This is a genomic window from Streptomyces sp. DH24, from assembly GCF_029813775.1.
Lineage (GTDB): Bacteria > Actinomycetota > Actinomycetes > Streptomycetales > Streptomycetaceae > Streptomyces.
The window spans coordinates 94,546-121,096 of record NZ_JARVKW010000008.1 but is presented as its reverse complement, the minus strand read 5'-3'; the positions used below and the strand labels follow the sequence as shown (position 1 = coordinate 121,096).

Below are 26,551 nucleotides of genomic sequence, written 5' to 3'. Positions count from 1 at the left end.
GTCACACCCGCACCCGAGTCCCGCCAGCCTCCCGCCGACGCCGGTTCACACCGCACCCCTACATCCAGCCGGCGGGCCCTCGGCCCGCCGCCCCCGTCAGTCCTCCGCCCGGCCGTTCCGGCGGCGCGTGATCGTCATGGCCGCTCCGCCGAGGATCACCAGCGTCACCGCCAGGCCCGCGATGAGGGGGGTCATGTCGGACGAGCCCGTTTCGGCGAGGTTCGTGTCCGGGGCCGTGCCGCCCACCGTCGCGGGGCTCGGCTCGGTCAGGGTCTGGGTCGCGTCCCCGGCCTCGCTGCCCTGGGTCCGGCAGTCCAGCACGCCGGTGAACCGCTTCTCGAAGCCGCTCGGCCCCCGGATCGTGAAGTCGTACGCCTGGTCCTCGCGGAGCGGGATCGTCACCGTCCGGGACTCGCCCGCCGGGATCGAGTGCCGGACGCCCATCAGCTCGAAGGTGAACGCCTCGTCGCCCTCGTTGCCCGCGGTGATGACCACGCCGCCCTTGGCGCAGTCCTTGGCCGCGGACAGCGCGGGGATCGCGCCGGTCTTGGCCCATGTGGCGCTCGCCGTCGCCGAGACCGTCGACTCGCTGGAGCCGGCCAGGATCTGCGTCTGGCTCCGGCTCGCTGAGGTGAAGGCCCGGCCGACCGGCACCGTCGTCGAGGCTTGCACGGTCAGCGTCGCCGTGCCGTCGGCGGCGTCCTCGGGCACCTCGAAGTAGACCTCGCTGCCGTCCCTCGCGGACGTGATCTCCTTGCCGTCCCCACCGACGACGCGCACCCCGCTCACGGCGGCGTCCGCGGGCGGCGTCACCGTCACGCCGCCGGCGTCGGTCCGTACCGTGACCGGCCCGAGCCGCTCACCGGGGTGACCGGAGACGGCGGGCGGGTCCAGGGTCAGCGACGCCTGCGGCTCGGGCAGGTCGCCGGCGTTCTGCTGCAGGTAGTCGGCGAGCCGCTCGGCCTGCGGGTCGACGGCCTCGACGTCCGCCGCGTCCGAGTAGCGCCAGATGGCCACCTGCGTCCCGGCCGCGGCGTCCTGCTCGGTGAGGCCGCCCTTGACGCCGGCCTTCGCCGCGAGTGCCGCGAGGTCGTTCACCTGCGGGTAGGAGTTCTGCAGGATCCAGCGGATGCGGCCCGCGTCCTTGTTGGCGACCAGTGACGTGCCGCTCCACGGGGTCTCGTGGTACTTGGCGTCCTGCTGCGTGGGGTTGTGGATGTCGACGCAGTACGTCTGCAGTGTGCCGCCGCCCTCGACGGACATCTCGAACAGGCCCGCCGACACCTGCTGGTCGCCGGTGTCGCCGTGGATCACCGCGGCGCCGTGGGTCTTCAGTCCGCTCATGGTGGCGGTCGCCCCGCCCTGGTTCTGTGCCGTCTCGTCGGCGGCGGCCGGGCCCGCGCCGGTCAGTGAACCGGCGGCGACGAGCCCCGACAGCAGCGTCGCGGCGGCGAGGCGGGCCGCCCCTCGCCGCCGCGTGGACAGCGCAGAGAACGAAGCAAACACTCAAATCCCTTTCGAGCAGGACCCGTTGACGTGGGGGTACGGTCCCACCAGCAGAAATCAGAAGCCCCGGGAGCTATGCCCGGCATCCTAAGGAGGCCGCGGACCGCGCTTCGCGACGATGCCGTCCGACGACCGATCCGACTCGGAATCGTTATCGCGGACATCGCCTCCGAGCAGGGCTTATCGACAAATCGCCCGGTGTTGTTCGGTACGCATTCGCCGATAAGCCGCAGTTCGGTCAGTTGCCGTGCTGACGTGTCGTCATGTGGCCAAAGCCGGTTCCGCCGCGGCTCGTTGGGTGTCCGCGGCCACCGAATCCGGGGGTGCCGTGGGCGTCGGTGGTGTCTCCCAGTTGGGTTCCGGCCGGGGTGATGTGGTCGCCGTTTCCAGCCTGTTGGCGCGTCGGAAGGCGGCCGTGCCCCGGGTGAGGTCGTGGCCGATCGCGACGGCGTCGATGTCCGCCGACGTCCGGTTCTGCCCGTCGCGCACGTCCTCACGCACCTTCAGCCGGCCCTGCACGATGACCGGCTCGCCCACTGACAGCGACGCCGACACGTTGGTGGCGAGCTGCCGGTTGGCCCACACCGTGAAGAAGTTGGTGTGGCCGTCCGCCCAGGTGCCCTTCTCGCGGTCCCAGTAGCGCGCGGTGACCGCCAGCCGGAACCGGGCCGACGGGCCCGACGCCAGCTCCCGGTACACCGGTTGCGTCGCCACGTTCCCCACCGCGCACACCATCGTCTCGTTCACAGCGAACCCCTCCTCGCCCGGCCGCCGCACGCCGGGCCGACACGCGTACGGGCCCGTCCCGTACGGCTGCGGCTGCCGCGCCGGCCGCGGACACCTCGTCCGCCGCCCGCGCCGCGACGGTCTCGCCCGTCCCACGGGGCGCGATCGCCGCGATGCCAGACTGCCGCCGCCGGGCCGGGCCCGCAGGGCGCTGTGGACCGCCGGGCACCTGTGGAAAACTCCGCCGCCCGAACGGGTGACAGGGCGTCGTGAAGGGCCTCAGCCCACTCCGGCCCCGACCCCGATGACCTTGCCGTACTGCTCCCGCACCTCCCGGTACCGCAGCAGTTCCGCCGCCACCGGGTCGAGCACCCGGGCCCTGCCGCAGCCGGCCGCGGCCTCCCGCAATCGGCGTTCCGCCTCCTGCCCGTACCGCCGGGCCGGGCCGCGCGCCGCCATCCGGCAGCTCCACTCGATGAGCGGACCGCCGACGATGCCCGCCACCATGAGCAGCACCGGCACGCCGAGGTTCGGCGCCATGAACCCGATGATCTGCCCCAGCAGCCAGAGCCCGCCGACGACCTGGAGGATCGTCATGCACGCCTGCGCGACCACGGCCGCCGGCCACCACCCCGGACGGGGCGGCCGGCCCGGCGGCAGTCCGGCCCGGGCCGCGAGCTCGTCCAGCGCCTCCGGCAGCCCCTGCGCGCCGCGCGCGGCGGCCTCGCGCACCGCCTGCGCCCACGGCGCGGGCAGCCCCGCCGAGGCCCGGTCGGACACCGTGCGCACCGCGTGCTCGACGCGCTGCCGCGCCGTGGACTCCGCGTCGGCCTGGGCGCGCAGGGGCAGCCGGCCGGTGACGGGTTCGCGCCGGTCGTGGTACCAGCGCCACAGCCGCAGCCAGGGCGTTCCGCACGCGCGGTTGGCGTTGCGCAGCCACGCGCGTTCGGCGGCCTCGCCCGCCGCCGTCGCGCCCACGGCATCCGCGAGCCGCGCCGAGAACTCCTCGCGCGCCTCCTCGCTGAGCCCCGCCCGCTTCCCGGTGACGTAGACGGGCCGCAGCCGCCACGCCGCGGCGTCCACGTCGGCCGAGATACGGCGCGCCGGTGCGCCCCGCTCCGTCACGAACTGGCCGAGCGCGTCGCGCAGTTCCCCGACGCCCTCGCCGGTGAGCGCGGACAGCGCGAGGACGGTGGCGCCCGGTTCGCCGTACTCGCCCAGGGCGATGCCGTCCTCGTCGAGCAGCCGGCGCAGGTCGTCGAGGACCTGTTCGGCGGCCTCGCCGGGCAGCCGGTCAATCTGGTTGAGGACGACGAACATCACCTCCGCGTGCCCGGCCATGGGCCGCAGGTACCGCTCGTGGAGGATGGCGTCGGCGTACTTCTCGGGGTCCACGACCCACACGACCGCGTCGACCAGCGCGAGGATGCGGTCGACCTGTTCGCGGTGCTGCACGGCGGCCGAGTCGTGGTCGGGCAGGTCGATCAGGACGAGCCCGCGCAGCTGCGGATCGGCGTCCCCGCCGTGCAGCGGTCGGCGCCGCAGCCGGCCCGGGATGCCGAGGCGGTCGATGAGGGTGGCCGCGCCGTCGCTCCAGCTGCACGCGATGGGCGCGGCGGTGGTCGGCCGGCGCACGCCGGTCTCGGAGATGGTCACGCCGGCGAGCGCGTTGAACAGTTGGGACTTGCCGCTGCCGGTGGCGCCCGCGATGGCGACGACGGTGTGCTGCCCGGACAGCCTGCGCCGGGCGGCCGCCTCGTCCAGCACCCGGCCGGCCTCGGTGAGCGTCTTGCTGTCGAGCCGGGCGCGGGAGAGCCCCACGAGTTCCCGCAGGGCGTCCAGCCGCGACCGCAGCGGCCCGTCGTACGCCAGTGGCGCCGCGCTCTGCGTGGCGGCCGGGCGGCTCTCCGCGACGGCGAACTGCTCCGCGGGGGCGCTCTCGTTCACGCGCCGGGCGATCAGCCCGTCGTCCCAGGCGTCCTCGGAGTCCGCGAGGTCGTCGTCCGCTCCGGCGTCACCCCGGCGAGCGCCCTCGGCGTCCTCCGCGCGGTAACCGCCGGTCCGGGCGCCGCCGGAGCCCTCGCCGGAACCGGCACGGCCCCGCCGGGCGCCCCGCCGCTCCGGGCGCCCCTCGGCCCGCTCGTCTCCGTCCGCCTCCTCAGCTCCTCCGGCGCGCTCACCGTCCTCGCCCCGCGCCTCGGGGTCCTGGCGACGGCGCTCACGACGGCTGGAACCGCGCTCACCACGGTCCTGGTCGCCCTCCTCACGGCCCCGGCGGCCCTCGCCCCGGTCCTCGTGGCGCTCGCCGCGGTCCCCCTGGGGCGCGTCGCGGTCGTCCTGGCGCTCGTCGCGGTCGCCCCGGCGCTCACGCCGCTCGTCGCGGTCGCCCCGGCGCTCAAGTCGCTCGTCGCGGTCGTCGCGGCCGGACGGACGGCCGTCGCCGGATCCGGTGCCCTCCGGGCGGTCGGCGTGATCGGTGTGGTCCTGATCAGTGATGGCGGTCACCGGTCACCTCTCCTTCTGCAGTACGGACAGCGCGGCGATGAGTTCGGCCTGCGGCTCGGGCTGGACGTCCAGGGCGTCGAGCGGAGCGAGCCGCCGCTCGCGCTCGGCGTGGAGGACACGGTCCACGTGCTCGACGAGCAGCCGCCCGCCCCGGTCGCGCAGCCGCAGCGCCCCGTGCGCGCCGATCCGCTCGGCGATGCCCTCACCGGCGGACCGCGCCCGGCGTCCGCCGAGCAGCACCGTGGCGGCGAGGGCGGCGACGAGCTCGGGGTCGGGGGCCACGTTCCGGTCGAGCTCGGCGACCTCCTCCTCGGCGTACTCCTCCAGCTCGCGCCGCCAGCGCCGTACGGCGAGCCCGATGCGGTGCTCGGCGGTCTCCGCGGCGGGATCGCGGTCGAGCAGCCCGGCCGCGGCGGGTTCGCGCCGCCAGGCGTCGTCCACGCGTTCGTCGGCGGCGGTGACCGCGCACAGCAGGAGCGCGGCGAGGCTCTCCACGAGGGCGTCCAGGAGCTCGCCCGCGGTGCAGTCGAGGGGGAAGGCCCGCCAGCGCTTCAGGGCGTCCCCGGCGAGCACGGCACCGGCCTGCAGCCGGCCCCGCACGCGTGCGTGCTCGCTGTCGTACGCCGAGTCGACGGCGGAGGTGAGCCGCAGGGCGGCGGCGTACTGCGCGGCGGCGGCGCTCGCCAGCTCGGGCATCCGGGACTTGAGGGAGCCGAGGACGCCGTACGCGGTGCGGGCCATGGCGTGCTGCCGGGCCGCCGGGTCCTGCGCCTGGTGGACGAGCCAGGTCCGCAGCGCGGCCACGGCGGTGCCGGGCAGCAGGCCGCCGCCCCAGGCCGACTCGGGCAGCTCGGGCACCGTGAAGCGCGGTACGTCGCCGAGCCCGGCCTTGGTGAGCAGGGCGCCGTACTGCCGGGACACCTCGGAGACGACCTGGTGCGGCACCCGGTCGAGGACGGTGACGAGGGTGACGTCGTACTCCTTGGCGGTGCGCAGCAGGTGCCAGGGCACCGCGTCGGCGTAGCGGGAGGCCGTCGTGACCATCACCCAGATGTCGGCGGCGCACAGCAGCTCGGCGGCGAGCACGCGGTTGTCGGAGATCAGCGAGTCGATGTCGGGCGCGTCGAGGAGGGCGAGGCCGCGCGGCAGGGTGTCGGCGGTCTCGATGCGCAGCACGCGCGCGGGATTCTCGCCCGGGAGCAACAGGTCGTCGTCCGGGTCGCGCCGGGGCGCCCACACGCGTGTGAGGTCGGGCAGCACACGCATGCCGCTGAACCAGTGATGGTCCTCCGGATGACAGACCAGCACCGGCGTCCGAGTCGTCGGCCGCAGCACGCCCGCCTCGCTGACCCGCCGTCCCACGAGCGAGTTCACGAGCGTCGACTTCCCGGCCCCGGTGGAGCCCCCCACGACGGCCAGAAGGGGCGCTTCGGGCTCTCTCAGGCGGGGCACCAGGTAGTCGTCGAGCTGCGCGAGCAGTTCGTCGCGGTTGGCACGCGCGCGTGGGGCCCCCGCCAGGGGCAGCGGGAAGCGTGCGGCGGCGACACGGTCGCGCAGGGCGGAGAGTGCGTCGAGCAGCTGAGGCCGTACGTCCAAGGTCACCACATGCGAAGAATGCCCAATTTTAGGGGAATTCTGAAGCATATGAGCATGTCTGCGCGCCGACCGGACACAAGGGGCGCAAGGGACAAGCGGGGAGCAGGCGCACCCCAGGCATAACGAGTGCACAACACCCGATGCCCGAGAGGCCAAAAACGGTGCACGATTCGTACCCGCCTGCGATTATCGGGACCGCTTCACCGAACCTCCACATCGCGTCGCGGAGGCGAAGCAACAGGGGCAGGGATGCGGGAGCCCTATCCTTGTCCCCGGCAACGTCAGGTACCGGCCACGGCCGGGCGTCACGACAGAGGTCACCACACCAGGCCCCCGTAGCTCAGTGGATAGAGCAGGCGCCTTCTAAGCGCTTGGCCGCAGGTTCGAGTCCTGCCGGGGGCGCCCAACTTCCCGCCCTCCCATCAGGAGGGCGCCGACGCCTGTCATGTTCTTCGTGGCCGTGCGAGAGGACCGTCGGCTTCCGAACCTCGACGAACTCAGCGTGCCGACGGCGGTGCGAGGCGACGCAGGACCCACGAAAGGGTTACGCGCTACGCCGTCTGCCTCCCTCACCCGGCCTCGTCTGAAGGCCCGCTCGCGATCGTGTCTTGAGCCCCTTACCGGCTGGGGTTCAGCCGTTGAACGCGTGACTGCCGGTTGCCGCATCGTGGTGCGGTCGGGAACGAAGCCGGAGGCTGCCGCAATCTGGGGCGGCAAAGGCACCCTTGCTCCATCGACTCCTGCCCCGGTCGACGTCATCGGCCGACAGCGCCCGCGACCCGCACACCGCGTTCCACCGGCGGTGCACCAAGTCCTCACCGAACGCACGCTTTTCAGGATGGTGTCCCTCGAAGTGGTGCAGTCGGGCTGAGGCCCGGAACTCGCGGGTTTCTGCCCGGGGCGTGCAACCGCTGGCGGTGCATGATCCCTGAACACGGGCAGGCCATCGCGCAAGTCTCCCTGATGAACGAGCAGTCCAACCGGAGGAGCACGCGATGACCTTGTCCCAGTCTGAGCTGATGCGGCTGCAGGAGTCACTATGTCGGGCCGATGGAGTTGAAGCAATCAGGGTCGTGTGCCAGCGCATCTTGCGGGAACTCATCGAGGCCGAGGCCACCGACGTGATCGGCGCCGCCCCGCACGAGCACAGCGACAAGCGCACGACCTGACGAAACGGACACCGCGACCGGCTGCTGACCACGCAGGCCGGCGACCTGGACCTGAAGATCCCGAAAGTGCGGACCGGGTCGTTCTTCCCCTCCCTGCTGGAGCGTCGGCGGCGCATCGACCGGGCGTTGTTCGCCGTGGTGATGGAGGCATACGAGCACGGCGTGTCCACCCGCAGCGTGGATGACCTGGTCAAAGCACTCGGCGCGGACTCCGAGGTTTCCAAGTCCGAGGTCTCGCGAATCTGCGGTGAGCTGGATGAGGAACTGACCGCGTTCAAGGAACGGCGGGATCACACCGTCTTCCCCTACGTCTTCCTGGACGCCACCTACTGCAAGGCCCGCGTGAACCACCGGATCGCCTCACAGGCCGTGGTCATCGCGACCGGTATCTCGGCCACCAGGCACCGCGAGATTCTCCATCACAGCGTTCGCGGACTTCCCGTCGACGCACTGGAAGAGGATCTGTTCGACCAAACCGCTCGAGCGGCTGAACCGGGAGATCAAACGGCGGGCCGACGTCGTCCAGGTCTTCCCCAACCTCGCCGCCCTGGACCGGCTCGCCGCCGCCATCCTGGCCGAACTCCACGACGAGTGGCAGGTCTTCGACCGCCGCTACCTCTCCGAAGCCTCCATGGCCGAACTCTTCATCACCCAGCCGACCCCGCCCGAGCCGCAGATCACCCCACAACCGGGATCGAAGCAGCTGCCGTGACTACGCCACCCAGCGGGACATGACCCTTTCAGGCCACCCGGATTTCGCCGCCTGGGCCCCCACCGTCACGGTCACAGCAACGACCTACTTTGTTGGATTTGCGCAGCCTCGAGTCAGTTACGACGCCTGGCAATGGATCACGGGTTGCTGTATCAGCCACTTGGCCCGGAGCTCATCCCGGAAGAGTGAGTTTGAGTCCTTATTCGCTTGGCTGCTTTGCCGTCAGGGCTAGCATAACGGCGCAATCCTGTCCCATATACGGGGCGACCCAACCGTTCACCTTGGAGAGAGAACATGATCAAGAAATTCCTGACCTGCGCAGCTGTCGCTACGGCCACCTTGGCGCTGGGGGCCGGGTCTGCCGCCGCGGATGAGAACGGAATGGAAGACTACGACCGCCTTGTCGCCGCCCAGACGGGCGGTAAGAGCTTCGAAGCGCTCAAGACGTCCTCGGGTACCGGGATCTGGAACGGCTCGATGCACCACGGCGCCTTCGTGTCCCTCACGGACTGACAGCAGGATCACAAGACGCGTAACACGAAGAAGCCTGAGACTCCTGAATCAGCATGATCAGGAGTCTCAGGCTTCTCTGATGCATATCTCTGGGCGTCACAGAGAACATCAAACGCACCCCCATAATGCAGCACGGTGCGTAACGAACTGGCCGGCGAGACATCCGCCGACGCCCCGGGCCCTTCACACAGCCTCCAGAATTGAAGGTCGGGGCCGCTACTGAAGTAGCGGCCCCGACCTTCGCAGTAAGACCTGCGTCATCTACCTCGTTCAGTCGATGACAGCCCCGAGAATGGGAAGGGCCGGCGCCGCGGAGTCGTCCTTGACCTTCGAGTTCTGACGGATCTCGTTGCACTGGAAGGTGCGGGCCTCGTCCAGGACCTCGATGGTGAGGACGTCGATGTCCTGGATGGTCGGGCAGATGTCACGGATGATCTCGATGTTCTGCGAGTAGTGACCGTGCACCTCTTCGTCGGCCACGGCCGGAGAGACTGCCGCGCCGGTAGCAGCCAGCGTAAGCATCGAACCGGCGAGGACCTTCTTGGCGTTCATTTGCATTGCCTTCCTTGTGCCTGGTAGCTGCAGCACCAGTGGTGAGTGCCGACAGCCTACTAACCGACTGCCCACCCCTGAGGTTCCGGACGGTCATCCTGATTCATCCACTTGCAGTAATCATCGAGTCGAGGAAGGCGATTTCATGCGCTGCATCTGACGGACAGACGCGAGGACTTGTAAAAAAGATCGCCCCGAACAGTGCGGTGCGTCGCACAGTTCGGGGCGTCTATCGCCCTCGACGAGAGGACTTGAAGGACACCAGCGAATGGTGACCCAAGAATCAGTTCAGGACCTGCCCGAGGATCGGCAGCGCAGGAGCGGACGAACTGTCAATCACCTTCGACCCCTGGCGGATCTCGTTGCACTGGAAGGTGCGGGCCTGGTCCAGGACCTCGATGGTGAGGACGTCGATGTCCTGGATGGTCGGGCAGATGTCACGGATGATCTCGATGTTCTGCGAGTAGTGACCGTGCACCTCTTCGTCGGCCACGGCCGGAGAGACTGCCGCGCCGGTAGCAGCCAGCGTAAGCATCGAACCGGCGAGGACCTTCTTGGCGTTCATTTGCGTTGCCTTCCTTGTGCCTGATAGCTGCAGCACCAGTGTGAATACAGACAGCCTACTAACCGAATGCACGGCCCAGAGGTTCCGGGCAACCATCTGCATTCATCCACTTGCAGCAACGAACGACTCGACGGCCAGTTCTTACGATTAGCATGGTCTACACCTCGCACATCGGAGGTTCATTCATCCGCGGAAGGCAGCAGTCACAGCACAAGGCCCCGGGATTGTGCGGCTGAACGCACAATCCCGGGGCCCACGCGCCCTGGTACGTCCTCAACGAGGGCATACCAGGAAACCGAGTCGACGGTACTCCCCCTCTAGCCGACTACACGCCCGAGCACTGGCAGCGCGGGGGCGGACGACTCGTCGGTCACCTTCGACCCCTGGCGGATCTCGTTGCACTGGAAGGTGCGGGCCTCATCCAGCACCTCAACCGTGAGGACGTCGATGTCCTGGATAGTCGGGCAAATGTCACCGATGATCTGGACACTCTGCGAATAGTGGCCGTGCGCCTCCTCGTCGGCCGTTGCGGGTGTGACAGCGACCGCGGTAGCGGTCACGGTCAGCACGGACCCCGCAACAATCTTCTTCAGATTCATGATTTCTACCTTCCTCTGCGATACATGGGCTACGTCCACCGATGGAGACGGCAGCACCACGGCTAACAGGTTGCCCAAGGCGGACGTTTCCCCGAGAGACCCGACGTTCACCCAGATGCCGGAACGGATTGCGACAGCGAGTCGCTGCTCGGCGATTCACAAGGTACGGGTCAGAGCCTGCCGGAATTGACAGCAAGCGTCGGTCACGTCACGTGTACCAACTTGCCTGCTTCCGGGAGTACGGTTTGAGCGGTTGCGCCGACAGCGTCCGCAGCCGAGCTCGTCGGCGTGTGAGCCGCCCCATCAATCGCATCGCTCAGAGCTTCGGGGGAAACGGCCGGAATGACGCCCAGGGTGGATTCATCGGCAACGTCGATGGCTTGGGCGGTTCCTGCGGTTACCGTCGTCACAGCCGCTACCGCCACAGCACCTACAGCAAAGAATTGTCGCATGAGAGTCCTCGTGGATGAATGAACGTTGTCGCCCGACCCGCGATGGCCGGTCCACTCTTCGCTTACCGCTTGCCATATCGGAACGAGAGAGTCGGAGTCCGGTTACTGGGGCACTTCCTTCTCGCTCCGAGCGGCCGGTCACAGGCATCGGAGGTCCGACGGGCCGGCGGTGACGGCGTGGCCGACCCCTGAACTTCGATCACCGCGGCCCACCGCGATACATGGCCCTGAGGCAGCATTCCAGTTACGTTCGCAGTCCAAGTCGTACGCGTTCACGTCGGCGTGGTGCGGCTTGCTACCCGTTCATCCTGTGAACAAGCCTGAAACGATGACCTCAGCGACACACCCGAACGACGGGGACCAGGCAGCGGGCGCTGGCCGACCGGAGCTCGTCGTCGGTGAGGAAGCTGCGCAACTGTTCAGGGCCGATTGTCCCGCCGGGAGCGGCGTGCGGCCATGGGCGGGTCAGGCAGATCAGATGGACGTTACCGTTCTCGTGCGCGCCTTCCTGCCACTTCGGTGGTACAGGGCACTGCACCCGAAGGAAAGGCATGGTGAGCACGGCCTGTTGCGCCTCCACCAGCAAAGTGATGGACTTCTTCGCCATTCCTACGAGTTCGACCTGCTGGCCGGACACCGGCAGACCCAGTTTCTCCAGCTCGGCGCGCATCGCCTTCTCGCCGGCCTCGGGCCCGTCACGACCGTCACCGAGGGAGTAGACCGTGAGGAACGGCAGCCTGGGCGTGGTGGAAGACGGCTCACTGGACCAAGGGACGACAGTGAGAGTCCCCAGAAGGGAAGTTCGGGGCTTGTCACGCACGGGACTTGAAGATGTCATGCCGACGGATGCTAGCGGTGCGCCGGGAGCGCTTGCGGAGCACTTTCACCCGTTCGCCCCGTGACTGGGCCCACTTCACCAATCCGTGTCAGGACGACAAGCCGGCTGACCTCTTGAGCCGACTATCTGCCTTACATACGGGCCGCATTCGGGGAAACTCCCTCTGACATTGTCACGGCGCCAGGCCAGGCTTACGCAAGGCCGGCGTCGTCGACGGCACCGAAATTCGGGTGTATCCAGGGCAGTCAGCGGAGCACCGTCAAAGCCATGGAGCTCACAAGGGGGATGCCTCTATGTCCTTGGTCAAGCGATTCGTGGGCTCCTCGGCTCGTAGAAGGTTCCGACGCGGAGCATGGCGAACAGGACGCTGATGCGGTGGCGGGCGAGGCGGAGGAGGACCTGGGTGCCCATTTTGCCTCTGGCTCGGCAGCGGTCGTAGTAGCTGCGGGAGGCGGGGTCGTGGAGGGCTGCGAACGCGGAGAGGAACATCGCCCGTTTCAGTTGCCGGTTGCCGCCTCTGGGTGCGTGCTCGCCGTGGATCGACGTGCCGGACTGCCGGGTTGCCGGGGCGAGGCCAGCGTAGGAGGCCAGGTGGGCGGCGGCGGGAAAGCTGCTGCCGTCGCCGACGGTGGCCAGGAGTACTGCGGCGGTCCTGACCTCGATGCCGGGCATCGAGGTCAGGACCTGGAAAAGAGGGTAAGCCTCCAGCAGTGCCTCGATTGGTTTCCAGGGCCCGGCGTTGCTCGTGAACGGCGGCCAGCGACTTCACCAGCGGCGGGACGATGACGTCGAGGGTGCCGGTGCCCGGGACGACGACGGTCTGCTCGTCCGGTGCGGTGAAGATGTCGTCGGCCAGCCGCTCGGCCATGCGCGGCGCCCGGGGCCGTACGACCTCGACCAGCTTGAGACGGCCCGCTCTGCGGAGTGCTTGCGGGGACCCGTAACGCTCGAGGAGCCAAGTCACGGCCGGGTGGTCCAGGCGCGGGCCAAGACGCGCTCCGGGCTGGGGTGGAACTGGGTGAGCAGGCCGCGAATGCGGTTGCAGGTGCGGTTGGCCTCGCCTGCGAGGTCCTGATCGAAGTCGACCAGCATGGTCAGCTCCGCGGTGACTTCATCGACCAGGTCGAGGGTGCGCAGGGTGTGGGGCATGGTGCGGGCGGCGTCCGCGATGACGGCGGCGTCCTTCGCGTCGGTCTTGGCCTCGCCGGGGTAGAGCTCGGCGATCCTGCGCATGCCAGTCCGGGCAGGTAGGCGACCTGGCAGCCGGCGCCCCGGGCGACGGTCAATGGGAGGGCGCCGATGGAGCGGGCTGGTCCACGACCACCAGAACGGTGCCGAACTTGGCCGTGAGCTTGTCGAAGACAGTCCGCAGTTTCGTTTCGCTGTTCGGCAGCTGCTTGTCGAACACCTTCTTCCCGGCCGGGGTCAGGCCGTGGCCGTCATGCGTCTGCTTGCCGACGTCCAGGCCCAGGAAGACGCCCACCCCGTCGATACTGATCACCATGCCCCCACATGCGTCGATGCGTGTCGGCCTCAAGGTGAAAGCCGTTCTCGCGCATCCACGTTATGCAGACCTGCCGCTCGCGAGCGGCCGGGCACTGCGCCCAGCCCGGGCGGTGGCCGGACCTCTGATCAGCGTCTGTGACGGCACCCCTCGGACCCGGTGACACCACCCCCCAGGTCATCCCATCGACAGGGGGCAACAGTCATGCCGGGCCCGGAGGCCAGCGGCCCTCATGCAGGACCGCGAAAAAGATAACGGGGGAAAGGCCGGGTGTAGTTCTGCACTCCGACAGACCCGGCAGTTGCGCGGGACATCATCCACACTCGCCAGTCAGGGGTGCTGAGCTCCTGTTCGACGTCCTCGCCGTGGAGCTTTTCGCCGATGTCGGCTACCAAGGTCTGGACGCGGATCGACATACAAATCTCGTCATCGAATGCGCATGCCCGCCACTCCGCACTCGCTGGAACCCATCGACGAGATCACCGTCGAGCCGACCACGCTTGTCGCCCTCGGCCAGGCCCTCGCCGCCGAGGCCACCCGCGCCAGCAACCGCGTCGGCAACCTGCTCACCCCGTTCCACCGCCGGTCACAGCGTGTCCCCGGCCGGCGCGGCGCCGCACCGCCCGCCGCGCCGGGCGGCACCGCTTCTGTGTCCGTACCGCTGGAGGGCATCGAAAGCGGTTGGCGCCCGGCACGGACTCCGTCAGCTGGTCCAGAAGTCCCACCAGCGGGTCAGGATCAGCATCCCGACGATTCCGAGGTGCAGGACCGGGGGCAGCCAGGTGAACTCCCCGAGGAACGCGGCCAGCCAGCGGGGCGCGGGCAGGAACCCGTGCAGGACGCCGAAGGACGTGACGTACCAGAACAGGACGATGGTGGCGACCCACGCCAGGCAGCACCACAGGCACAGGGCGTTGATACGGTACAGCGACTCGAACTGGAGCCAGGACACGAATCCGACGCCGAAGAGGCATCCGGTGGCTAACGTCAGCCAGTACCAGCCGGGGAAGCGGGCGCCGGCCAGCAGGTTCACGCCGACGCAGATCACGATGCCGTAGGCGACCAGGCCGAGCATCGGGTTGGGGAAGCCGAACGCGGCGGCCTGGTCGCTCTCCATGACGCTGCCGCAGGACACCACCGGGTTCAGGCTGCAGCCCGGCGTGAAGTCCGGGTCCTGGAGGAGCTTGAACTTGTCGAGCGTGATGACCCAGGAGGCCAGCAGCCCCGCCACGCCGGTGACCACCAGCAGCAGGGCGAGGCCGCGTCCGGTGCCCGCCGTCCGGTGTTCCCGGCGGGCGTGCTGTGCCGTGGAGCCCGCCATCAGCCGCGGGGGCTGCCGGCGGGCAGGACGAGGTGCGCCGCGGCGTTCAGGGTCTCGTCGGCGCCGACGAAGTCGGCCAGCGCCTGCGGGGCGAGCGGCTTGCCGGGCACGGCCTCGGGCCACGGGCGGGTGGTGAACACGCAGTAGGCGTAGCCGCGGGCCTCCACCGCGGCGAGCCACTGGGGCGGCGGGGAGCACCGGGCGTTGAAGCCGGGCATGGTGACCACCGCCTGTTCCGACTCGACGACCATGCCGACCGGGAGATCCTGCCGGGCGTTGCCGTCGACGACGAGGTCCCCGCCGACGGGCAGACCGTTGCTCTCCAGCAGTTCGCGGATCGCGGCGGACGCGGCCTTCGGGCCGGCCGGGGCGTCCCCGAGGGAGTACGCGAGGAGGTAGGGCATGTCGCCGCCGGGGGCCTCGCCGCTCCAGGCCATCACGACGAGCGTGCCGAGGTCGGCAGGCCGGGAAGGAGTCGTTGCGCTAGTGCTTGAGGTCACCGCGCGACCTTATCGGCGTACCGGGACACACCCGGCCGTGTCATCACCCGACCGGGGGAAGGGCCGTCGGCCGGCCACACGAACGAGGGACGGCACTCGAACGGCGCCGGCGGCGACGCGGCCCGTGTCAGCGCTGCAGCGGCAGACCGCCGAGGAGTCCGCCGTTGGAGTTGAGCGTCTTGGTGACGCCCTTGACGGTGTGCAGCACCGAGTCCTTGTTCTCGGTGTCGAGGGCGCGCGACTGGCTCTGCAGCGGCATCAGGTCGCCGGGCGCCTTGGCGAGGACGGTCTCGACGCCGCCGTTGAGGCTGGTGGGCGTGAGGTCGGTGGCCTGGTTGGCGAACGCGGGCGCGGCGGCGCCCGCCAGGGCCAGGGAACCGGCAACGACGGCGGCGGCCTTCAGGGACTTCATCGGGGTCCTTTCGTCGGCGTCTCAGGTCATCTGAGCTGGACGGAGGGTTTCTGACGCCGTGCCTAACGACCGCCGTGCGCGGCGGAAACCCCGGCCCGGGGAAATTCCTGCGGGCATGGGAAATGCCGCTGTGCCGGTCGGTCGGACCGGCACAGCGGCACACGGGAGTCACATGACGGCCGGGGTCAGGAGACGGGCAGGTTTCCCGTCTGCGGGTTCCCGGCGGGGAGGTGCTGCGGGGACTGCGCCGGGGCGTTCTCGGTGGACTGCTGCGAGGACGGCAGCGCCGGGAGGGCCGGCAGGCCCGCCATGTCCGGCGCGGGCAGGCCGCTGCCGAGGAGTGTCGCGGTGACGAAGTTGACGAGGCTGGAGAGCACGCCGGTGACGCCCGGCTGGACCTGGCCGGAGTCGCCGGAGGTGGCCGACTTGAGCAGGGAGTCCACGGACTTCTGCAACTCGTTCAGCGAGGTGGCCTTCAGGTCGGGCGCGGGGGCCTTCGCGGTGGCGGGGGCGGGCAGCGTGGTGGCCGGGATGCCGGCCGGGGCCGCGGCGCCGGCCTTGGTGATGGCGTCCTTCACGGCGTCGGCGTGCTTGGCCGACTCCTGCGGGGTGAGCCGGCCGTTGTCCGCCTTGAGCACGGCCTCCAGCAGGTCGGTGGCCGGCTTCAGCGTGTGGCTCATGTCACCGAGGCTCCTGGTCTGCGCGAGGAGGGCCTTGGCGTCGGCAACGGGTGCCTGGGAGACCGCGGCGGGGCGTGACGACGTGTCGCTGCCGGCCGCCACGGCCGCGGGCCCGGTGACACCGAGCAGGAGGAAGGCGCTGAGCGTGGTGGTGGCCAGTCGCCGTGCGGGCAGACGCATGGGGGTTCCTTTCGATGTGCGTCGGATCTTGAGCCCACCGTGGAATCGGCCACCGCGCTCTGCAACCGTACGGGCACACCGGGTGGTCGCCCGCTGTCCCCCACCTGCGCGTCGCAGCAGGTGGGACGGCACGCCCGGTTCCGTCGGCCGTGGCAGCGCCCCCGGCCCCCATTCGGGGCACACGCAAACCGGCCGCCCTCCCGTGGCGGAACCAGCGGGAGGGCGGCCGGCGAAAGGACTGCGCGCGGACGTCAGTCGTTGACGCAGATGTTGCCGAAGGCCGGGTTCAGCAGGCCGATCACGTTCACGGTGTTGCCGCAGACGTTGATCGGGATGTGGATCGGAACCTGGACGACGTTGCCCGACAGAACGCCCGGCGAGTGGGCGGCAACGGCCTGAGCGCCGCTGTCGGCGGCGGCGACGGAGGTCGGGGCCAGGCCGTTTACGCCACGAAAAGACCTCTTCACCATTCCGACACACGTGGGTGATATTGCCGAATTAGCCCGTTTTGCGGCTAGTGTTGCGAATCGCTGGGACCACCGGTATGACACGCGCCCCGTGCACGCCCTCGACGACGGCCCCCTGCCACCGCCCAGGTCCACCTCCCGAGCGCCACCCGTGAGCGAGGAAGCCGCGCATGCACCTGCCACCGACCCACCCCCCGCCACGGGTCCTGCACCTCACCCAGCCCGTGGACGGCGGTGTCGCCCGCGTCGTGACGGACCTGACGCGGGCTCAGCTCGCCGCCGGACTGCGCGTCGCCGTGGCCTGCCCAGAGGGGCCGCTGGCGACCGGGCTGCGGGCCCTGGGCGCGGACGTACGCGGGTGGGCGGCGACGCGGTCGCCCGGTCCGGCGCTGGCCCGGGAGGTGCGGCGGCTCGCCCGGATCGTCGAGGACGTGCGGCCCGACGTGGTGCACGCGCACAGCGCGAAGGCCGGGCTGGCCGGACGGCTCGCGGTACGGGGGCGGATTCCCACGGTGTTCCAGCCGCACGCCTGGTCGTTCGAGGCGGTCGGCGGGGTCACCGCCGCGCTCGCGCTGGGCTGGGAGCGGTGGGCCGCGCGATGGGCCGGACGGGTCGGGTGCGTGAGCGAGGCCGAGCGGCTGCGGGGGGTGCGCGCCGGAGTCGGGGGCCGGTGGCGGGTCGTCCCGAACGGCATCGATCCCGGCCGTTTCCGCCCCGGTCCCGCGCAGTCGGTGCGGGGGCGCCTGCCGCTGGTCGCCGGCCTCGACCCGCGGGCGCCGCTGGTGGTGTGCGTGGGGCGGCTGTGCCGGCAGAAGGGGCAGGACGTCCTGCTGCGGGCCTGGCCCACGGTGCTCGGGCGGGTGCCCGCGGCGCGGCTGGTGTTCGTCGGTGACGGTCCCGACCGGGCCCGACTGGCCGCCCGCGCACCGGAGTCCGTGCTGTTCGCCGGGGCCGTCACCGAGGCCGCCCCCTGGTACCGGGCCGCCGATCTGGTCGTCCTGCCGTCCCGCTGGGAGGGCATGGCGCTGGCCCCGCTGGAGGCGATGGCCTGCGAACGGCCCGTGGTCGTCACCGACGTGGACGGCGCCCGGGAGAGCCTGCCGGACGCGCTCGCCGCGTCCTGCGTGGTCCCGCCGGACGACCCGGCGGCGCTGGCCGGGACCGTCACCGGGCTGCTGCTCGACCCGCCGCTGCGCGCGTCCCTGGGACGCCTGGGGCGCCGGCACGTCCTGTCCACGCACGACGTACGGCTCACGGCCGAGGCCGTCGCGGACGTCTACCGCGAACTCCTGGCCGCCGGGACCGCCGTGCCGGAACGGCCGGCAGAGCCCGTCGCGCCCTCCGAGTACAGGGAGTCCATCCACTCGTGACCGCGGAAAGCACCGTCCCCTCCCCCGCCGGGCAGCCACGGGACCTCGGATCGCCGCCCCTGACCGTCCTGCCGCCGCGCGACGACGCCGGGTTCCGCCACCCGGCCGCCCGGCCGTCGGCGCGCGCCGCGTCACCGCTTCCGCTGCTCGCCGCCGACGGCGCGGCCGCGCTGCTGGGCGCCCTGGCGCTGACCGGAGCCCAGCGCCGTCCGCTGCTCGTCGCGTCGCTGGTGGCGGCCTCGCTGCTACTGCGCCCGCACGTCACCCGCCGGATGCCGGGCGTCCTGGACGAACTGCCCGCCGTGTGCGGCCGGATCGCCGTGGCCTGGCTGGCCGTGGCGGCCGCCGTCGCGGCGTACGCGCCGCACCACGCGCTGTCCGCCCGCACCCTGCTGCTCGGCCTGGCCGTGCAGTCGGCGGCGGCCTGCGCGGGGCGCGGTGTCGTCCACTGGCGGCGGCGCGCGGCCCTGCTGCGCCGGCCGCGCGCCGCTCTCGTCGTCGGACCGGCCGCGACCGCGCAGCGCGTGGCCGCCGCCGTGCTGCGCCACCCCCGGTGCGGGGTGCGGCCGGTCGGCGTCGTCGCCGAACACCCGGACGGCACCGAGGGGTTGCCGGTGCTGACCACCGGCGAGGAGGTCGAACGGGCGCTCATCCAGAACGGTGTGCGCGAGGTGCTCACCGTGCACCCGGCGGTGCGCGCCGCGCAGGGGCCGCTGCTGCGCGCGCTCGCCGACTCCGGGTGCGCGGTGTGGGAGGTCGACGCGGACTGCCCGTCGTACGGGGGCCGGGACCGGATCGCCGGGTTCTCCTGCCGCCGCCTGGACCTGGGCGGCGGGCGGGACGGCGGCGCCGGCAAGCGGCTGCTGGACGTGGCGGTGTCCGGGGTGCTGCTGGTCGCGGTCAGTCCGCTGCTGCTGGTGTGCGCGGTGGCGCTGCGGATCGCCGACGGTCCCGGGGTGGTGTTCCGGCAGGAGCGCATCGGCAAGGACGGCAGGCCCTTCACGCTGCTGAAGTTCCGCACCCACCGCCCGGCCGACGAGCACGAGTCGGCGACCCGGTGGAGCGTCGCGGACGAGCGCCGGATGCCGTGGTTCTGCCGTTTCCTGCGCCGCACCTCGCTGGACGAGCTGCTCCAGCTGTGGAACGTCTTCCGGGGCGACATGAGCCTGGTCGGACCACGCCCCGAACGCCCGTATTTCGTGGGGAAGTTCAGCCAGACCTACCCCGGTTACGCGGCCCGGCACCGCATGCGGGCCGGCATCACGGGCCTGGCCCAGGTCAACGGGCTGCGCGGTGACACCTCCATCGAGGACCGGGCCCGGTTCGACAACGCCTACATCGACAACTGGTCGCTGTGGCAGGACGTCTGCATCCTGCTGCGCACCGCCGCCGCGCTGCTGCGGCCGACGGGGAGCTGACCGATGCGTCTCGCGCCCCCCCGCGCCGGGTCGCCGCCGCCGGTCCTGCCGGTGCTGGCGGTCGTCGCGCTGCTCGCCCTGCCGCTCGGCCCGGGCGGCGAGGGCGGCGCGGGTCCGGCCGACGCGGCCTCCGCGCTGGTGGTGCTGTACTGCGCGGTCCGTGTCGTACGGGACCGGCGGCGGCCCCTGCCGCGTACGGCGGCCGTGGTGTTCGGGCTGCCCGTGGCCGCGGTCGCCCTGGCGGCGCTCGGGGCGGTGTCCCCCGGGGCCGGGATCACCGGGTTCGGCCGCTATGTGCAGGTCTTCGTGCTGGTGCCGGCGGTGGTCCTGCTGCTGGTCCGCGACCGGCGCGACTTCCGCCTGCTGGCCTGGTCGATCGTGGCGCTGGCGGGGTGGCAGGGGGCGGTCGGCGTGCACCAGTACGTCACCGGCACCGGCGCCTCCTACCAGGGCGAGGCGGTCCGGGCCGTCGGCACGTTCGGGGCTCAGGACGTGATGGGGATGGCCACCGTCGTGTCCCTCGGCCTGGTGTGCGCGGTGGGACTGGCACTCGGCCGGGGCTCCGTACGGCACCGTGCGGTGGCCGCCGGGTGCGCGCTGCTGCTGGTCGTGCCGCTCGCGATGTCCTTCAGCCGCGGGGCGTGGATCGCGACGGCCCTGACGTGCGCGGCGCAACTGCTGCTCGCCGGACTGCGGCGGGCGCTGAGGGCGGGCGCGGCCGTGGTCGCCGCGGGGGTGGTGCTGGTCGGCGGGTTCGGGGTCGGCACGGCGCAGCTCCAGGAGCGGATCAGCAGCATCACGCAGGTCACCGCCGCGCCCGACCAGTCGGTCACCGACCGGTACACGATGTGGGCGGCGGCCGTCGGGATGTGGCGCGAGCACCCGCTGACCGGCGTGGGTCTGAAGGGCTTCCCGGAGTACCGGGACTCGCACGCCTCGCTGGCGCTGTCGTCGGGCAGCGACACGGAGGGCGCGGGCGCGGAGTTCCGCAGGCAGCCGCTGCTTTCGCCGCACAACATGTACTTGCTGGTGCTGGCCGAGCAGGGCCTGCTGGGTCTGCTGGCGCTGGCGGGCGGCTGGCTGGCGCTGCTGGTGTGCGCGCTGCGGGGGCTGCCGAAGGCGCGGCGCTCCGGGCGGGGCCTGGACTGCGGGCTGGTCGCCTGCGGGCTGCTGGTCTGGCTGCTGACCGACTTCGCGTACGCCGACATCGGCGGCTCCTCGACCGTGCTCACGGCGCTGTGCCTGGGCCTCGCGGCCCGGTGGGCGCTGGCCGGGGACAGCCCCGGCGGCGCGGCGCACGGGGACACGGGAGACGCCGCGGCCCGTACGGCCGAGGGGGCGGGCGCGCGATGACGGTCACGCCCGAACACTCCGACGCACACCCGGGCCTCACCGCCCCCGGGCACGGCGGGCACACGGCGACCGCTCCGCCCGTGAACGGCGCCCACCTGGACGCCGGTGTCCTGCACCCGGCTGGCGGCCTGCACGCCGGTGGCCTGCACGCGGCCGGTGGCCTGGACGCCGGTGGCCCGGACGTGGCTGCCGGACCCAACGCCGGTGGCCCGGACGCCACCGCCGGCCCGGACGCCAGCGGCCCACACGCGACCACCGGCCCGGACGCCACCGGCCTGCACGCGGCTACAGGCCCCGACGCCGGCGGCCCGCACGCCACCGCCGACCCGGACGCCCGTGGCGTCTCGTCGGCCCGTTCCGCGCCGCCCGCCGGGGACGGACTCACCCCCGTCACCGGCAGGTTCCTCGCCCGCGCCACCCTGCTCACCGCCGCGCTGTCCGTCGGCGGGGCGGTGCTGGGGCTGGGGCGGGACCAGGCGCTGGCGCGGCTGTTCGGGGCGGGCAGTGCGACGGACGCGTTCCTCGTCGCCTGGACCGTGCCGGAGTTCGCGGCCACGCTGCTCATCGAGGACGGGCTGGCGTTCGCGCTGATCCCGGTGTTCAGCCTGGCCCTGGCCCGCCGCGCGCAGGGCGGCCCCGGCGACCCGGTGCGCGCCCGGGTCGCCGCCACCCTGCCCCGGCTGACGCTCGCCTTCGCCGCCGTCGCCGCGCTGGTCGCCGTCGCCGCGCCGCAGCTCGTCGCGGCCCTCGCGCCCGGACTGCCCGACCCGCGACTCGCCGTCGACTGCACCCGGCTCACCGCGACCTGCGTGGTCAGCTTCGGGCTCGCCGGGTACTGCAGCGCCGCCCTGCGGGCCCACCGCCGGTTCCTCGCGCCCGCCGCCATCTACATCGCGTACAACACCGGCATCATCGTCACCATGGTCGCGCTCGGCGGCCGTTGGGGGGTGCGCGGCGCGGCGGCCGGGGTCGCGGCGGGCGGCTGCCTGATGGTCGTCGTCCAACTCCCGGCGCTGTGGCGGCAGGTGCGGCGGCGGGCCGCGCCGCCGGAGGCGTCCGGCGGGCCGGGCGGGCCGCCGATGGCGCTCGCGCTGCTGGCCGCCGTGCTGCTGTTCGCGCTGTGCCGGCAGTCCCAGGTCCTGGTCGAGCGCTTCCTCGCCTCCTCCCTGCCGGCCGGCGCCATCTCGCACCTGAACTACGCGCAGAAGGTCGCCCAGATCCCCATGACCCTGTCGCTGATGCTGTGCACGGTCACCTTCCCGCTGGTCGCGCGGGCCGTGGCCGAGGGCGACACCGAACGGGCCCGCGCCCGCGTGGAACGGGACGTCGCGCTGGCCGCCTGCGTGGTGCTGCTCGGCGCGGCCACGGTCGTCGCGTGCGCCCCGCAGATCATCGAACTCCTCTTCCAGCGCGGCGCGTTCACGTCCCGCGACACGGCCGCGACGGCGGGCGTGATGCGGGTGTACGCGCTCGGGCTGCTCGCGCAGACCCTGGTCGGGGCGCTGGTCCGCTCGTACTTCTCGACGAGCCGCCCCAGTTGGTACCCGCTCGGCGCAATGGCCGCGGGCATCGTCGTGACCGCCGGCGCGGGCGCCTGGGCGGTCGGCCCCTGGGGCGTCGCCGGGATCGCCGCCGCCAACGCCGCCGGCATCACCGTCACCGCCGCCCTCCTGCTGCACGGCATGGGCCCGCGCAGCGTCCCGGTCCGCACCCGCCGCGTGCTGGCCGAGCTGGGCAGGGCGCTGCTCGCCGCGGTGGCCGCGACACTCGCCGGCGCGTTCGCCGCCCGGCACGTCGCCGCGCCGCTGCCCGGGTTCGCCGCCGGGGCGTTCACCGTCACCGTCGTCTTCGTCCTGGCCGGCCGGGTGCTCGGCGCCCAGGGCCTCGCACCCGCATTCCGTTCCGTCCGCTCCGTGACCCGAAGGCTCGCACATGGCCGCTTCCGTTGATTCCGTCCCCGGCCGGGCCGCCCGGCCGGCCCCCGAGGTCCCGTGGGTGGCGATGTACCACTCCGTGGGCGACTGCTCGGACGACCCGTACCGCATCACCGTCACGCCCGAACGGCTGGACGAACAGCTCGACCGGCTCGGGCGGTGGGGGCTGCGGGGCGTGTCCGTCACCGACCTGCTCGCGGCCCGCGCCCGGGGCGAGGGCCACGACCTGGTCGGGCTCACCTTCGACGACGGGTACGCCGACTTCCTCGACCACGCGCTTCCCGTGCTGCGCCGCCGGGGCTGCGGCGCCACCCTGTTCGTGCTGCCGGGCCGGCTCGGCGGCGACAACGCCTGGGACCCGCTGGGCCCGCGCAAGCCCCTGCTCACCGCGGACGGCATCCGGCACGCGGCGGCCGAGGGCATCGAGATCGGCTCGCACGGGATGACCCACGTCGACCTCACCCGGGCCGACGAGACGGTGCTGCGGGCCGAGGTCGCCGACAGCAGAGCGGCGCTCACGGAGCTGACCGGTGTGCCGGTCGCCGGGTTCTGCTACCCGTACGGCACCGTCGACCGGCGCGCCGCCGACGCCGTGCGGGACGCCGGGTACGCGTACGCGTGCGCCATCGACCCCGGTGAACCGAGCGGGCGGTACGCGCTGCCCCGCGTGCACATCGGGCAGAACGACACCGCGGTGCGCCTGTTCCTCAAGCACCGGCTGCACCGGCTGCGCCGCCGGCCCGTGCCGGACCTGCGCGCGGAGGCACCGCGGTGAGGGCCCTGCACGTCATCACCGGCCTGGGCGTCGGCGGCGCCGAGCAGCAACTGCGCCTGCTGCTGCGGCATCTGCCCGTCGAGTGCGACGTCGTCACCCTCACCAACCCGGGCGCGGTCGCCGCCGGGCTGGCCGCCGACGGCGTGAAGGTCGTCCACCTCGGCATGGCCGGCAACCGCGACCTGGCCGCCCTGCCCCGCCTGGTCCGGGTGATCCGGTCCGGCCGCTACGACCTCGTGCACACCCACCTGTACCGGGCCTGCCTGTACGGCCGGCTCGCCGCCCGGATGGCGGGCGTCCGCGCGGTCGTCGCCACCGAACACTCCCTCGGCGACTCCCAGATGGAGGGCCGCCCCCTGTCGGCGGGCGTCCGCGCCCTCTACCTCGCGGGCGAACGCCTGGGCCGCACCACGGTCGCCGTCTCCCCCACGGTCGCCGCCCGCCTCACCCGCTGGGGCGTGCCCGCGCCGCGCATCGCGGTCGTCCCCAACGGCATCGACGTGGACCGCTTCCGCTTCGACCCCGCCGTGCGGCACCGCACCCGCCGCCGCCTCGGCCTGCCCCAGGACGCGTACGTCGTCGGCGCCATCGGACGGCTCACCGCGGGCAAACGCTTCGACACCGCCGTGCGCGCCCTGGCCCGGCTGCCCGGCGACTGCTGGCTGCTGCTGGTGGGCGGCGGCCCCGAGGAGAACGTCCTGCGCCGCGTCGCCCACGAGGCCGGCGTCGCCGACCGGGTGCTTCTCACCGGCGAGCGCCCCGGCCTGCCCGACGGGTCCCCCGGGCCCGACCTGCCCGCCCTCGCCTGCGCGATGGACGTCCTCGTCTCGCCGTGCCCGGAGGAGGCCTTCGGACTGGCGGTCGTCGAGGCGCTGGCCTGCGGACTGCCCGTGGTCTACGCGTCCTGCCCCGCCCTTGAGGACCTGCCCCCGCACGCGGCGCCCGCCGCCCGGCGCGTCACCGGCGGCCCCGACGCCTTCGCCCGCGCCCTCGCGGACGTACGGCGGCAGGGCCCGCGCCCGCGCGACGTGCCCGAGGCCGCCCGCCACTACTGCATCACCCGCAGCGCCGGCCGGCTCATGGACGTGTACGCGACGGCCCTCTCCAGCCCATCGTCCCCCTCCCGTCAGGAAGCCAGCACCTCATGACCGACAACACCGCGCACCAGCGCCGCCCGGGAAGCGTCCTGGCCCGTCTGCGGGCGCTGCCGCCCTGGTCCCCGCTCGCGGCCGGCGTCCTCGCCGGCGCACTGCTCGGCGGCGGGTACGGCCTGGTGAAGCCGCCCACCTACACGGCCACCAGTTACGTCGTCGCCGTGCCCACCGACAAGTCCGACCCGCCCACGGCACTCGGCTTCGCGCAGGCCTACGGCCGGGTCGCCACCCAGCTCGCGGTGCTCGGGGACGCCCAGGTGTGGGCGGGCGTGCCGGTGCGCACCCTCCGGGACAGCGTGCGCACGTCGACCTCGCCGGACGCGCCGATGGTCGCCGTGACGGCCGCCTCCTCGCGGCCCGACCTCGCGGCCGACATGGCCAACGCCGTCTCCCGCGCCCTGACCCGGCACGCCACCGACGCCGAGAACGACACCAACGTCGAACTCCAGCAGTTCGCCCGCGCCACGAAGCCCACCGAGCCGTCCTCGGCGTCCGCCGGGCTGACCGGCCTGGTCGGGGCGAGCGCGGGCGGGCTGCTCGGCGGGCTCGCGCTGCTGGTCCGGCCGCGCCGCACGGCGTCCGGCCCGGACCGGCCCGCCTCCGTGCCGGGCCCGGCCACCGCCGCCGACGTACACGGTCAGCTGTGACGTACACGTCCCGCACCGTCACCGACGAGGCCGCCTTCGCCGCGCTCGCCGCCGACTGGGGGCGGCTCTACCGGCGCTGCTCGACCGCCACCCCGTTCCAGAGCCACGCCTGGCTGCACTCCTGGTGGCTGTCGTACGGCGGGCGCGGCCGGCTGCGGCTGGTGCTGGTGCGCGACGGCGGCGGCGACCTCGTGGCGGCGGCGCCGCTGATGCGGGTGCGGCGGCCGGTCCCGGCGCTGGTGCCGCTCGGCGGGGCCATCTCCGACTACGGCGACGTCCTGGTGGACGACGAGCACGGCGAGGCGGCGGTCGCCGCGCTCACCGGCGCCCTGTCCGCCGCGGCCCGCACCGCGCTGATCGACCTGCGCGAGGTACGGCCGGGCGGCGCCGCCGAGCGGGTCTACGAACGCTGGCGCGGGCCGCGCCGCCGGGTGAGCGACTCGCTGTGCCTGGAGCTGCCGGCCGTGCCGATGCAGCAGCTGATCGCGCGGCTGCCGTCGGGGAAGAGCCAGCAGCGGGTGCGGGCCAAGCTGCGCAGGCTGGACGCGCTCGGCTTGGAGCGGCACGTCGTGAGCCCGGACGAGGCGGACGCGGCGCTGGGTCGGCTGCTGGAGCTGCACCGGTTGCAGTGGCAGGGGCGGAAGGTGACGTCCGAGCATCTGCGCGACCGGTTCCGTACCCATCTGGTGCGGGCGGTCGGGGCGATGGCCCGGTCCGGGGACGCGGTGGTCACCGAGTTCCGCCTGGCCGGTGACGTGGTCGCCGTGGACGTGACCCTGCTGTCGCCGCGCCTCGCGGGCGGCTACCTCTACGGCGCCCATCCCCGGCTGCGGGAACACAAGGCGGACGTGGCGGCGATGCTGCTCGACTCGTGCGCCACGCACACCAAGGACGGCACGTACGACACGCTGAGCCTGCTGCGCGGCAACGAGCCCTACAAGCGCCACTGGCGTCCCGAACCGGTCGTCAACCAGCGGCTGCTGCTGGCCCGGCACCGCACGGCACCGCTGATGTCGGCGGTGCTGTGCGACGTCGCCGCGCGGCGCCGGGGCAAGGAACTGCTGCGCCGTTACCGGGAGCGTGACGGTGGCGGCCGGACCTGA

The 26,551-nt window shown here is 72.5% G+C and carries 21 protein-coding genes, 1 tRNA gene and 3 pseudogenes; 11 read left to right on the top strand and 14 right to left on the bottom strand.

Annotated elements, in window-relative coordinates; genetic code table 11:
* Nucleotides 1-96: 96 nt before the first annotated feature.
* From QC282_RS09170 to QC282_RS09155, 4 genes are all read right to left on the bottom strand, one after another.
* Nucleotides 97-1,506: a Cys-Gln thioester bond-forming surface protein gene (locus QC282_RS09170; RefSeq protein WP_279548751.1), complete on the bottom strand. Its 1,410-nt coding sequence runs from the start codon at nucleotides 1,504-1,506 to the stop codon at nucleotides 97-99.
* Between the two features lie 261 nt (nucleotides 1,507-1,767).
* Nucleotides 1,768-2,253: a single-stranded DNA-binding protein gene (locus QC282_RS09165; RefSeq protein ID WP_279548750.1), complete on the bottom strand. Its 486-nt coding sequence runs from the start codon at nucleotides 2,251-2,253 to the stop codon at nucleotides 1,768-1,770.
* 258 nt (nucleotides 2,254-2,511) lie between these two features.
* The gene (locus QC282_RS09160) at nucleotides 2,512-4,737 is read right to left on the bottom strand and encodes a YfjP family GTPase (RefSeq protein ID WP_279548749.1); all 2,226 of its coding nucleotides are present in this window, start codon (nucleotides 4,735-4,737) and stop codon (nucleotides 2,512-2,514) included.
* 3 nt (nucleotides 4,738-4,740) lie between these two features.
* Nucleotides 4,741-6,342, bottom strand: coding sequence for a dynamin family protein (locus tag QC282_RS09155; RefSeq protein ID WP_279548748.1), 1,602 nt, complete (start codon nucleotides 6,340-6,342; stop codon nucleotides 4,741-4,743).
* Between the two features lie 320 nt (nucleotides 6,343-6,662).
* Between QC282_RS09155 and QC282_RS09150 the strand changes: the two genes are divergently transcribed.
* The 3 genes and pseudogenes from QC282_RS09150 to QC282_RS09140 all read left to right on the top strand — a co-directional run bounded on the left by QC282_RS09150 (nucleotide 6,663) and on the right by QC282_RS09140 (nucleotide 8,727).
* Nucleotides 6,663-6,735, top strand: a tRNA-Arg gene (locus QC282_RS09150).
* Between the two features lie 593 nt (nucleotides 6,736-7,328).
* Nucleotides 7,329-8,214: pseudogene (locus QC282_RS09145) on the top strand (transposase).
* Nucleotides 8,215-8,508: 294 nt separating this feature from the next.
* Complete coding sequence (locus QC282_RS09140) at nucleotides 8,509-8,727, top strand: hypothetical protein (RefSeq protein WP_279548747.1); 219 nt, start codon at nucleotides 8,509-8,511, stop codon at nucleotides 8,725-8,727.
* A gap of 270 nt (nucleotides 8,728-8,997) precedes the next feature.
* Here the strand turns inward: QC282_RS09140 and QC282_RS09135 are convergent, their stop codons facing one another.
* The 10 genes and pseudogenes from QC282_RS09135 to QC282_RS09090 form a co-directional block, all read right to left on the bottom strand.
* Complete coding sequence (locus QC282_RS09135) at nucleotides 8,998-9,279, bottom strand: hypothetical protein (RefSeq protein ID WP_279548746.1); 282 nt, start codon at nucleotides 9,277-9,279, stop codon at nucleotides 8,998-9,000.
* 283 nt (nucleotides 9,280-9,562) lie between these two features.
* The gene (locus QC282_RS09130) at nucleotides 9,563-9,844 is read right to left on the bottom strand and encodes a hypothetical protein (protein ID WP_279548745.1); all 282 of its coding nucleotides are present in this window, start codon (nucleotides 9,842-9,844) and stop codon (nucleotides 9,563-9,565) included.
* 317 nt (nucleotides 9,845-10,161) lie between these two features.
* Nucleotides 10,162-10,443: a hypothetical protein gene (locus QC282_RS09125; protein WP_279548744.1), complete on the bottom strand. Its 282-nt coding sequence runs from the start codon at nucleotides 10,441-10,443 to the stop codon at nucleotides 10,162-10,164.
* 786 nt (nucleotides 10,444-11,229) lie between these two features.
* Entirely contained in the window at nucleotides 11,230-11,733 is a 504-nt protein-coding gene (locus QC282_RS09120) for a DUF5949 family protein (RefSeq protein ID WP_279548743.1), read from the bottom strand.
* Nucleotides 11,734-12,036: 303 nt separating this feature from the next.
* A pseudogene (locus QC282_RS09115) lies at nucleotides 12,037-13,234 on the bottom strand (IS110 family transposase).
* 706 nt (nucleotides 13,235-13,940) lie between these two features.
* On the bottom strand, nucleotides 13,941-14,558 hold the full coding sequence (locus QC282_RS09110) for a vitamin K epoxide reductase family protein (protein ID WP_279548742.1): 618 nt from the start codon (nucleotides 14,556-14,558) through the stop codon (nucleotides 13,941-13,943).
* Nucleotides 14,558-15,058, bottom strand: a complete 501-nt coding sequence (locus QC282_RS09105; protein WP_279548741.1) for a DUF5949 family protein — start codon at nucleotides 15,056-15,058, stop codon at nucleotides 14,558-14,560. Before QC282_RS09105 ends, QC282_RS09110 begins: the two co-directional genes overlap by 1 nt.
* 127 nt (nucleotides 15,059-15,185) lie before the next feature.
* Nucleotides 15,186-15,470: a hypothetical protein gene (locus QC282_RS09100; protein ID WP_279548740.1), complete on the bottom strand. Its 285-nt coding sequence runs from the start codon at nucleotides 15,468-15,470 to the stop codon at nucleotides 15,186-15,188.
* 185 nt (nucleotides 15,471-15,655) lie between these two features.
* Complete coding sequence (locus QC282_RS09095; RefSeq protein WP_279548739.1) at nucleotides 15,656-16,330, bottom strand: hypothetical protein; 675 nt, start codon at nucleotides 16,328-16,330, stop codon at nucleotides 15,656-15,658.
* Nucleotides 16,331-16,581: 251 nt separating this feature from the next.
* Nucleotides 16,582-16,752, bottom strand: a pseudogene (locus QC282_RS09090) (chaplin); the annotation flags it as partial.
* A 215-nt stretch (nucleotides 16,753-16,967) separates the two neighbouring features.
* On the opposite strand from QC282_RS09090, the gene QC282_RS09085 reads away from it, so the two are divergent.
* Genes QC282_RS09085 through QC282_RS09050 form a run of 8 tightly spaced genes read left to right on the top strand, consistent with a single transcriptional unit; the run spans nucleotide 16,968 to nucleotide 26,551 of the window.
* Nucleotides 16,968-18,167, top strand: coding sequence for a glycosyltransferase family 4 protein (locus QC282_RS09085; RefSeq protein ID WP_279548738.1), 1,200 nt, complete (start codon nucleotides 16,968-16,970; stop codon nucleotides 18,165-18,167).
* Entirely contained in the window at nucleotides 18,164-19,585 is a 1,422-nt protein-coding gene (locus tag QC282_RS09080; protein WP_279548737.1) for a sugar transferase, read from the top strand. Before QC282_RS09085 ends, QC282_RS09080 begins: the two co-directional genes overlap by 4 nt.
* A gap of 3 nt (nucleotides 19,586-19,588) precedes the next feature.
* Nucleotides 19,589-20,938 (top strand): O-antigen ligase family protein, encoded by a 1,350-nt coding sequence (locus QC282_RS09075; RefSeq protein ID WP_279548736.1) that lies wholly within the window; start codon nucleotides 19,589-19,591, stop codon nucleotides 20,936-20,938.
* Nucleotides 20,935-22,887, top strand: a complete 1,953-nt coding sequence (gene murJ / locus QC282_RS09070; RefSeq protein ID WP_279548735.1) for a murein biosynthesis integral membrane protein MurJ — start codon at nucleotides 20,935-20,937, stop codon at nucleotides 22,885-22,887. Before QC282_RS09075 ends, murJ begins: the two co-directional genes overlap by 4 nt.
* A complete protein-coding gene (locus QC282_RS09065) occupies nucleotides 22,871-23,647 on the top strand; it encodes a polysaccharide deacetylase family protein (RefSeq protein ID WP_279548734.1) in 777 nt (258 codons plus the stop codon). The genes murJ and QC282_RS09065 overlap by 17 nt, the downstream gene beginning before the upstream one ends.
* The gene (locus QC282_RS09060) at nucleotides 23,644-24,795 is read left to right on the top strand and encodes a glycosyltransferase (protein WP_279548733.1); all 1,152 of its coding nucleotides are present in this window, start codon (nucleotides 23,644-23,646) and stop codon (nucleotides 24,793-24,795) included. Before QC282_RS09065 ends, QC282_RS09060 begins: the two co-directional genes overlap by 4 nt.
* Nucleotides 24,792-25,448, top strand: a complete 657-nt coding sequence (locus tag QC282_RS09055; protein ID WP_279548732.1) for a lipopolysaccharide biosynthesis protein — start codon at nucleotides 24,792-24,794, stop codon at nucleotides 25,446-25,448. The genes QC282_RS09060 and QC282_RS09055 overlap by 4 nt, the downstream gene beginning before the upstream one ends.
* Complete coding sequence (locus QC282_RS09050) at nucleotides 25,445-26,551, top strand: GNAT family N-acetyltransferase (RefSeq protein WP_279548731.1); 1,107 nt, start codon at nucleotides 25,445-25,447, stop codon at nucleotides 26,549-26,551. Before QC282_RS09055 ends, QC282_RS09050 begins: the two co-directional genes overlap by 4 nt.

Bases quoted from the DNA above. Each gene is read 5' to 3' on its own strand.
- QC282_RS09075 (WP_279548736.1), top strand. From the start codon at position 19,589: ATGCGTCTCGCGCCCCCCCGCGCCGGGTCGCCGCCGCCGGTCCTGCCG.
- QC282_RS09110 (WP_279548742.1), bottom strand. From the start codon at position 14,558: ATGGCGGGCTCCACGGCACAGCACGCCCGCCGGGAACACCGGACGGCG.
- QC282_RS09125 (WP_279548744.1), bottom strand. From the start codon at position 10,443: ATGAATCTGAAGAAGATTGTTGCGGGGTCCGTGCTGACCGTGACCGCT.
- QC282_RS09130 (WP_279548745.1), bottom strand. From the start codon at position 9,844: ATGAACGCCAAGAAGGTCCTCGCCGGTTCGATGCTTACGCTGGCTGCT.
- QC282_RS09120 (WP_279548743.1), bottom strand. From the start codon at position 11,733: ATGACATCTTCAAGTCCCGTGCGTGACAAGCCCCGAACTTCCCTTCTG.
- murJ (WP_279548735.1), top strand. From the start codon at position 20,935: ATGACGGTCACGCCCGAACACTCCGACGCACACCCGGGCCTCACCGCC.
- QC282_RS09055 (WP_279548732.1), top strand. From the start codon at position 24,792: ATGACCGACAACACCGCGCACCAGCGCCGCCCGGGAAGCGTCCTGGCC.
- QC282_RS09085 (WP_279548738.1), top strand. From the start codon at position 16,968: ATGCACCTGCCACCGACCCACCCCCCGCCACGGGTCCTGCACCTCACC.
- QC282_RS09140 (WP_279548747.1), top strand. From the start codon at position 8,509: ATGATCAAGAAATTCCTGACCTGCGCAGCTGTCGCTACGGCCACCTTG.
- QC282_RS09095 (WP_279548739.1), bottom strand. From the start codon at position 16,330: ATGCGTCTGCCCGCACGGCGACTGGCCACCACCACGCTCAGCGCCTTC.
- QC282_RS09100 (WP_279548740.1), bottom strand. From the start codon at position 15,470: ATGAAGTCCCTGAAGGCCGCCGCCGTCGTTGCCGGTTCCCTGGCCCTG.
- QC282_RS09065 (WP_279548734.1), top strand. From the start codon at position 22,871: ATGGCCGCTTCCGTTGATTCCGTCCCCGGCCGGGCCGCCCGGCCGGCC.
- QC282_RS09135 (WP_279548746.1), bottom strand. From the start codon at position 9,279: ATGAACGCCAAGAAGGTCCTCGCCGGTTCGATGCTTACGCTGGCTGCT.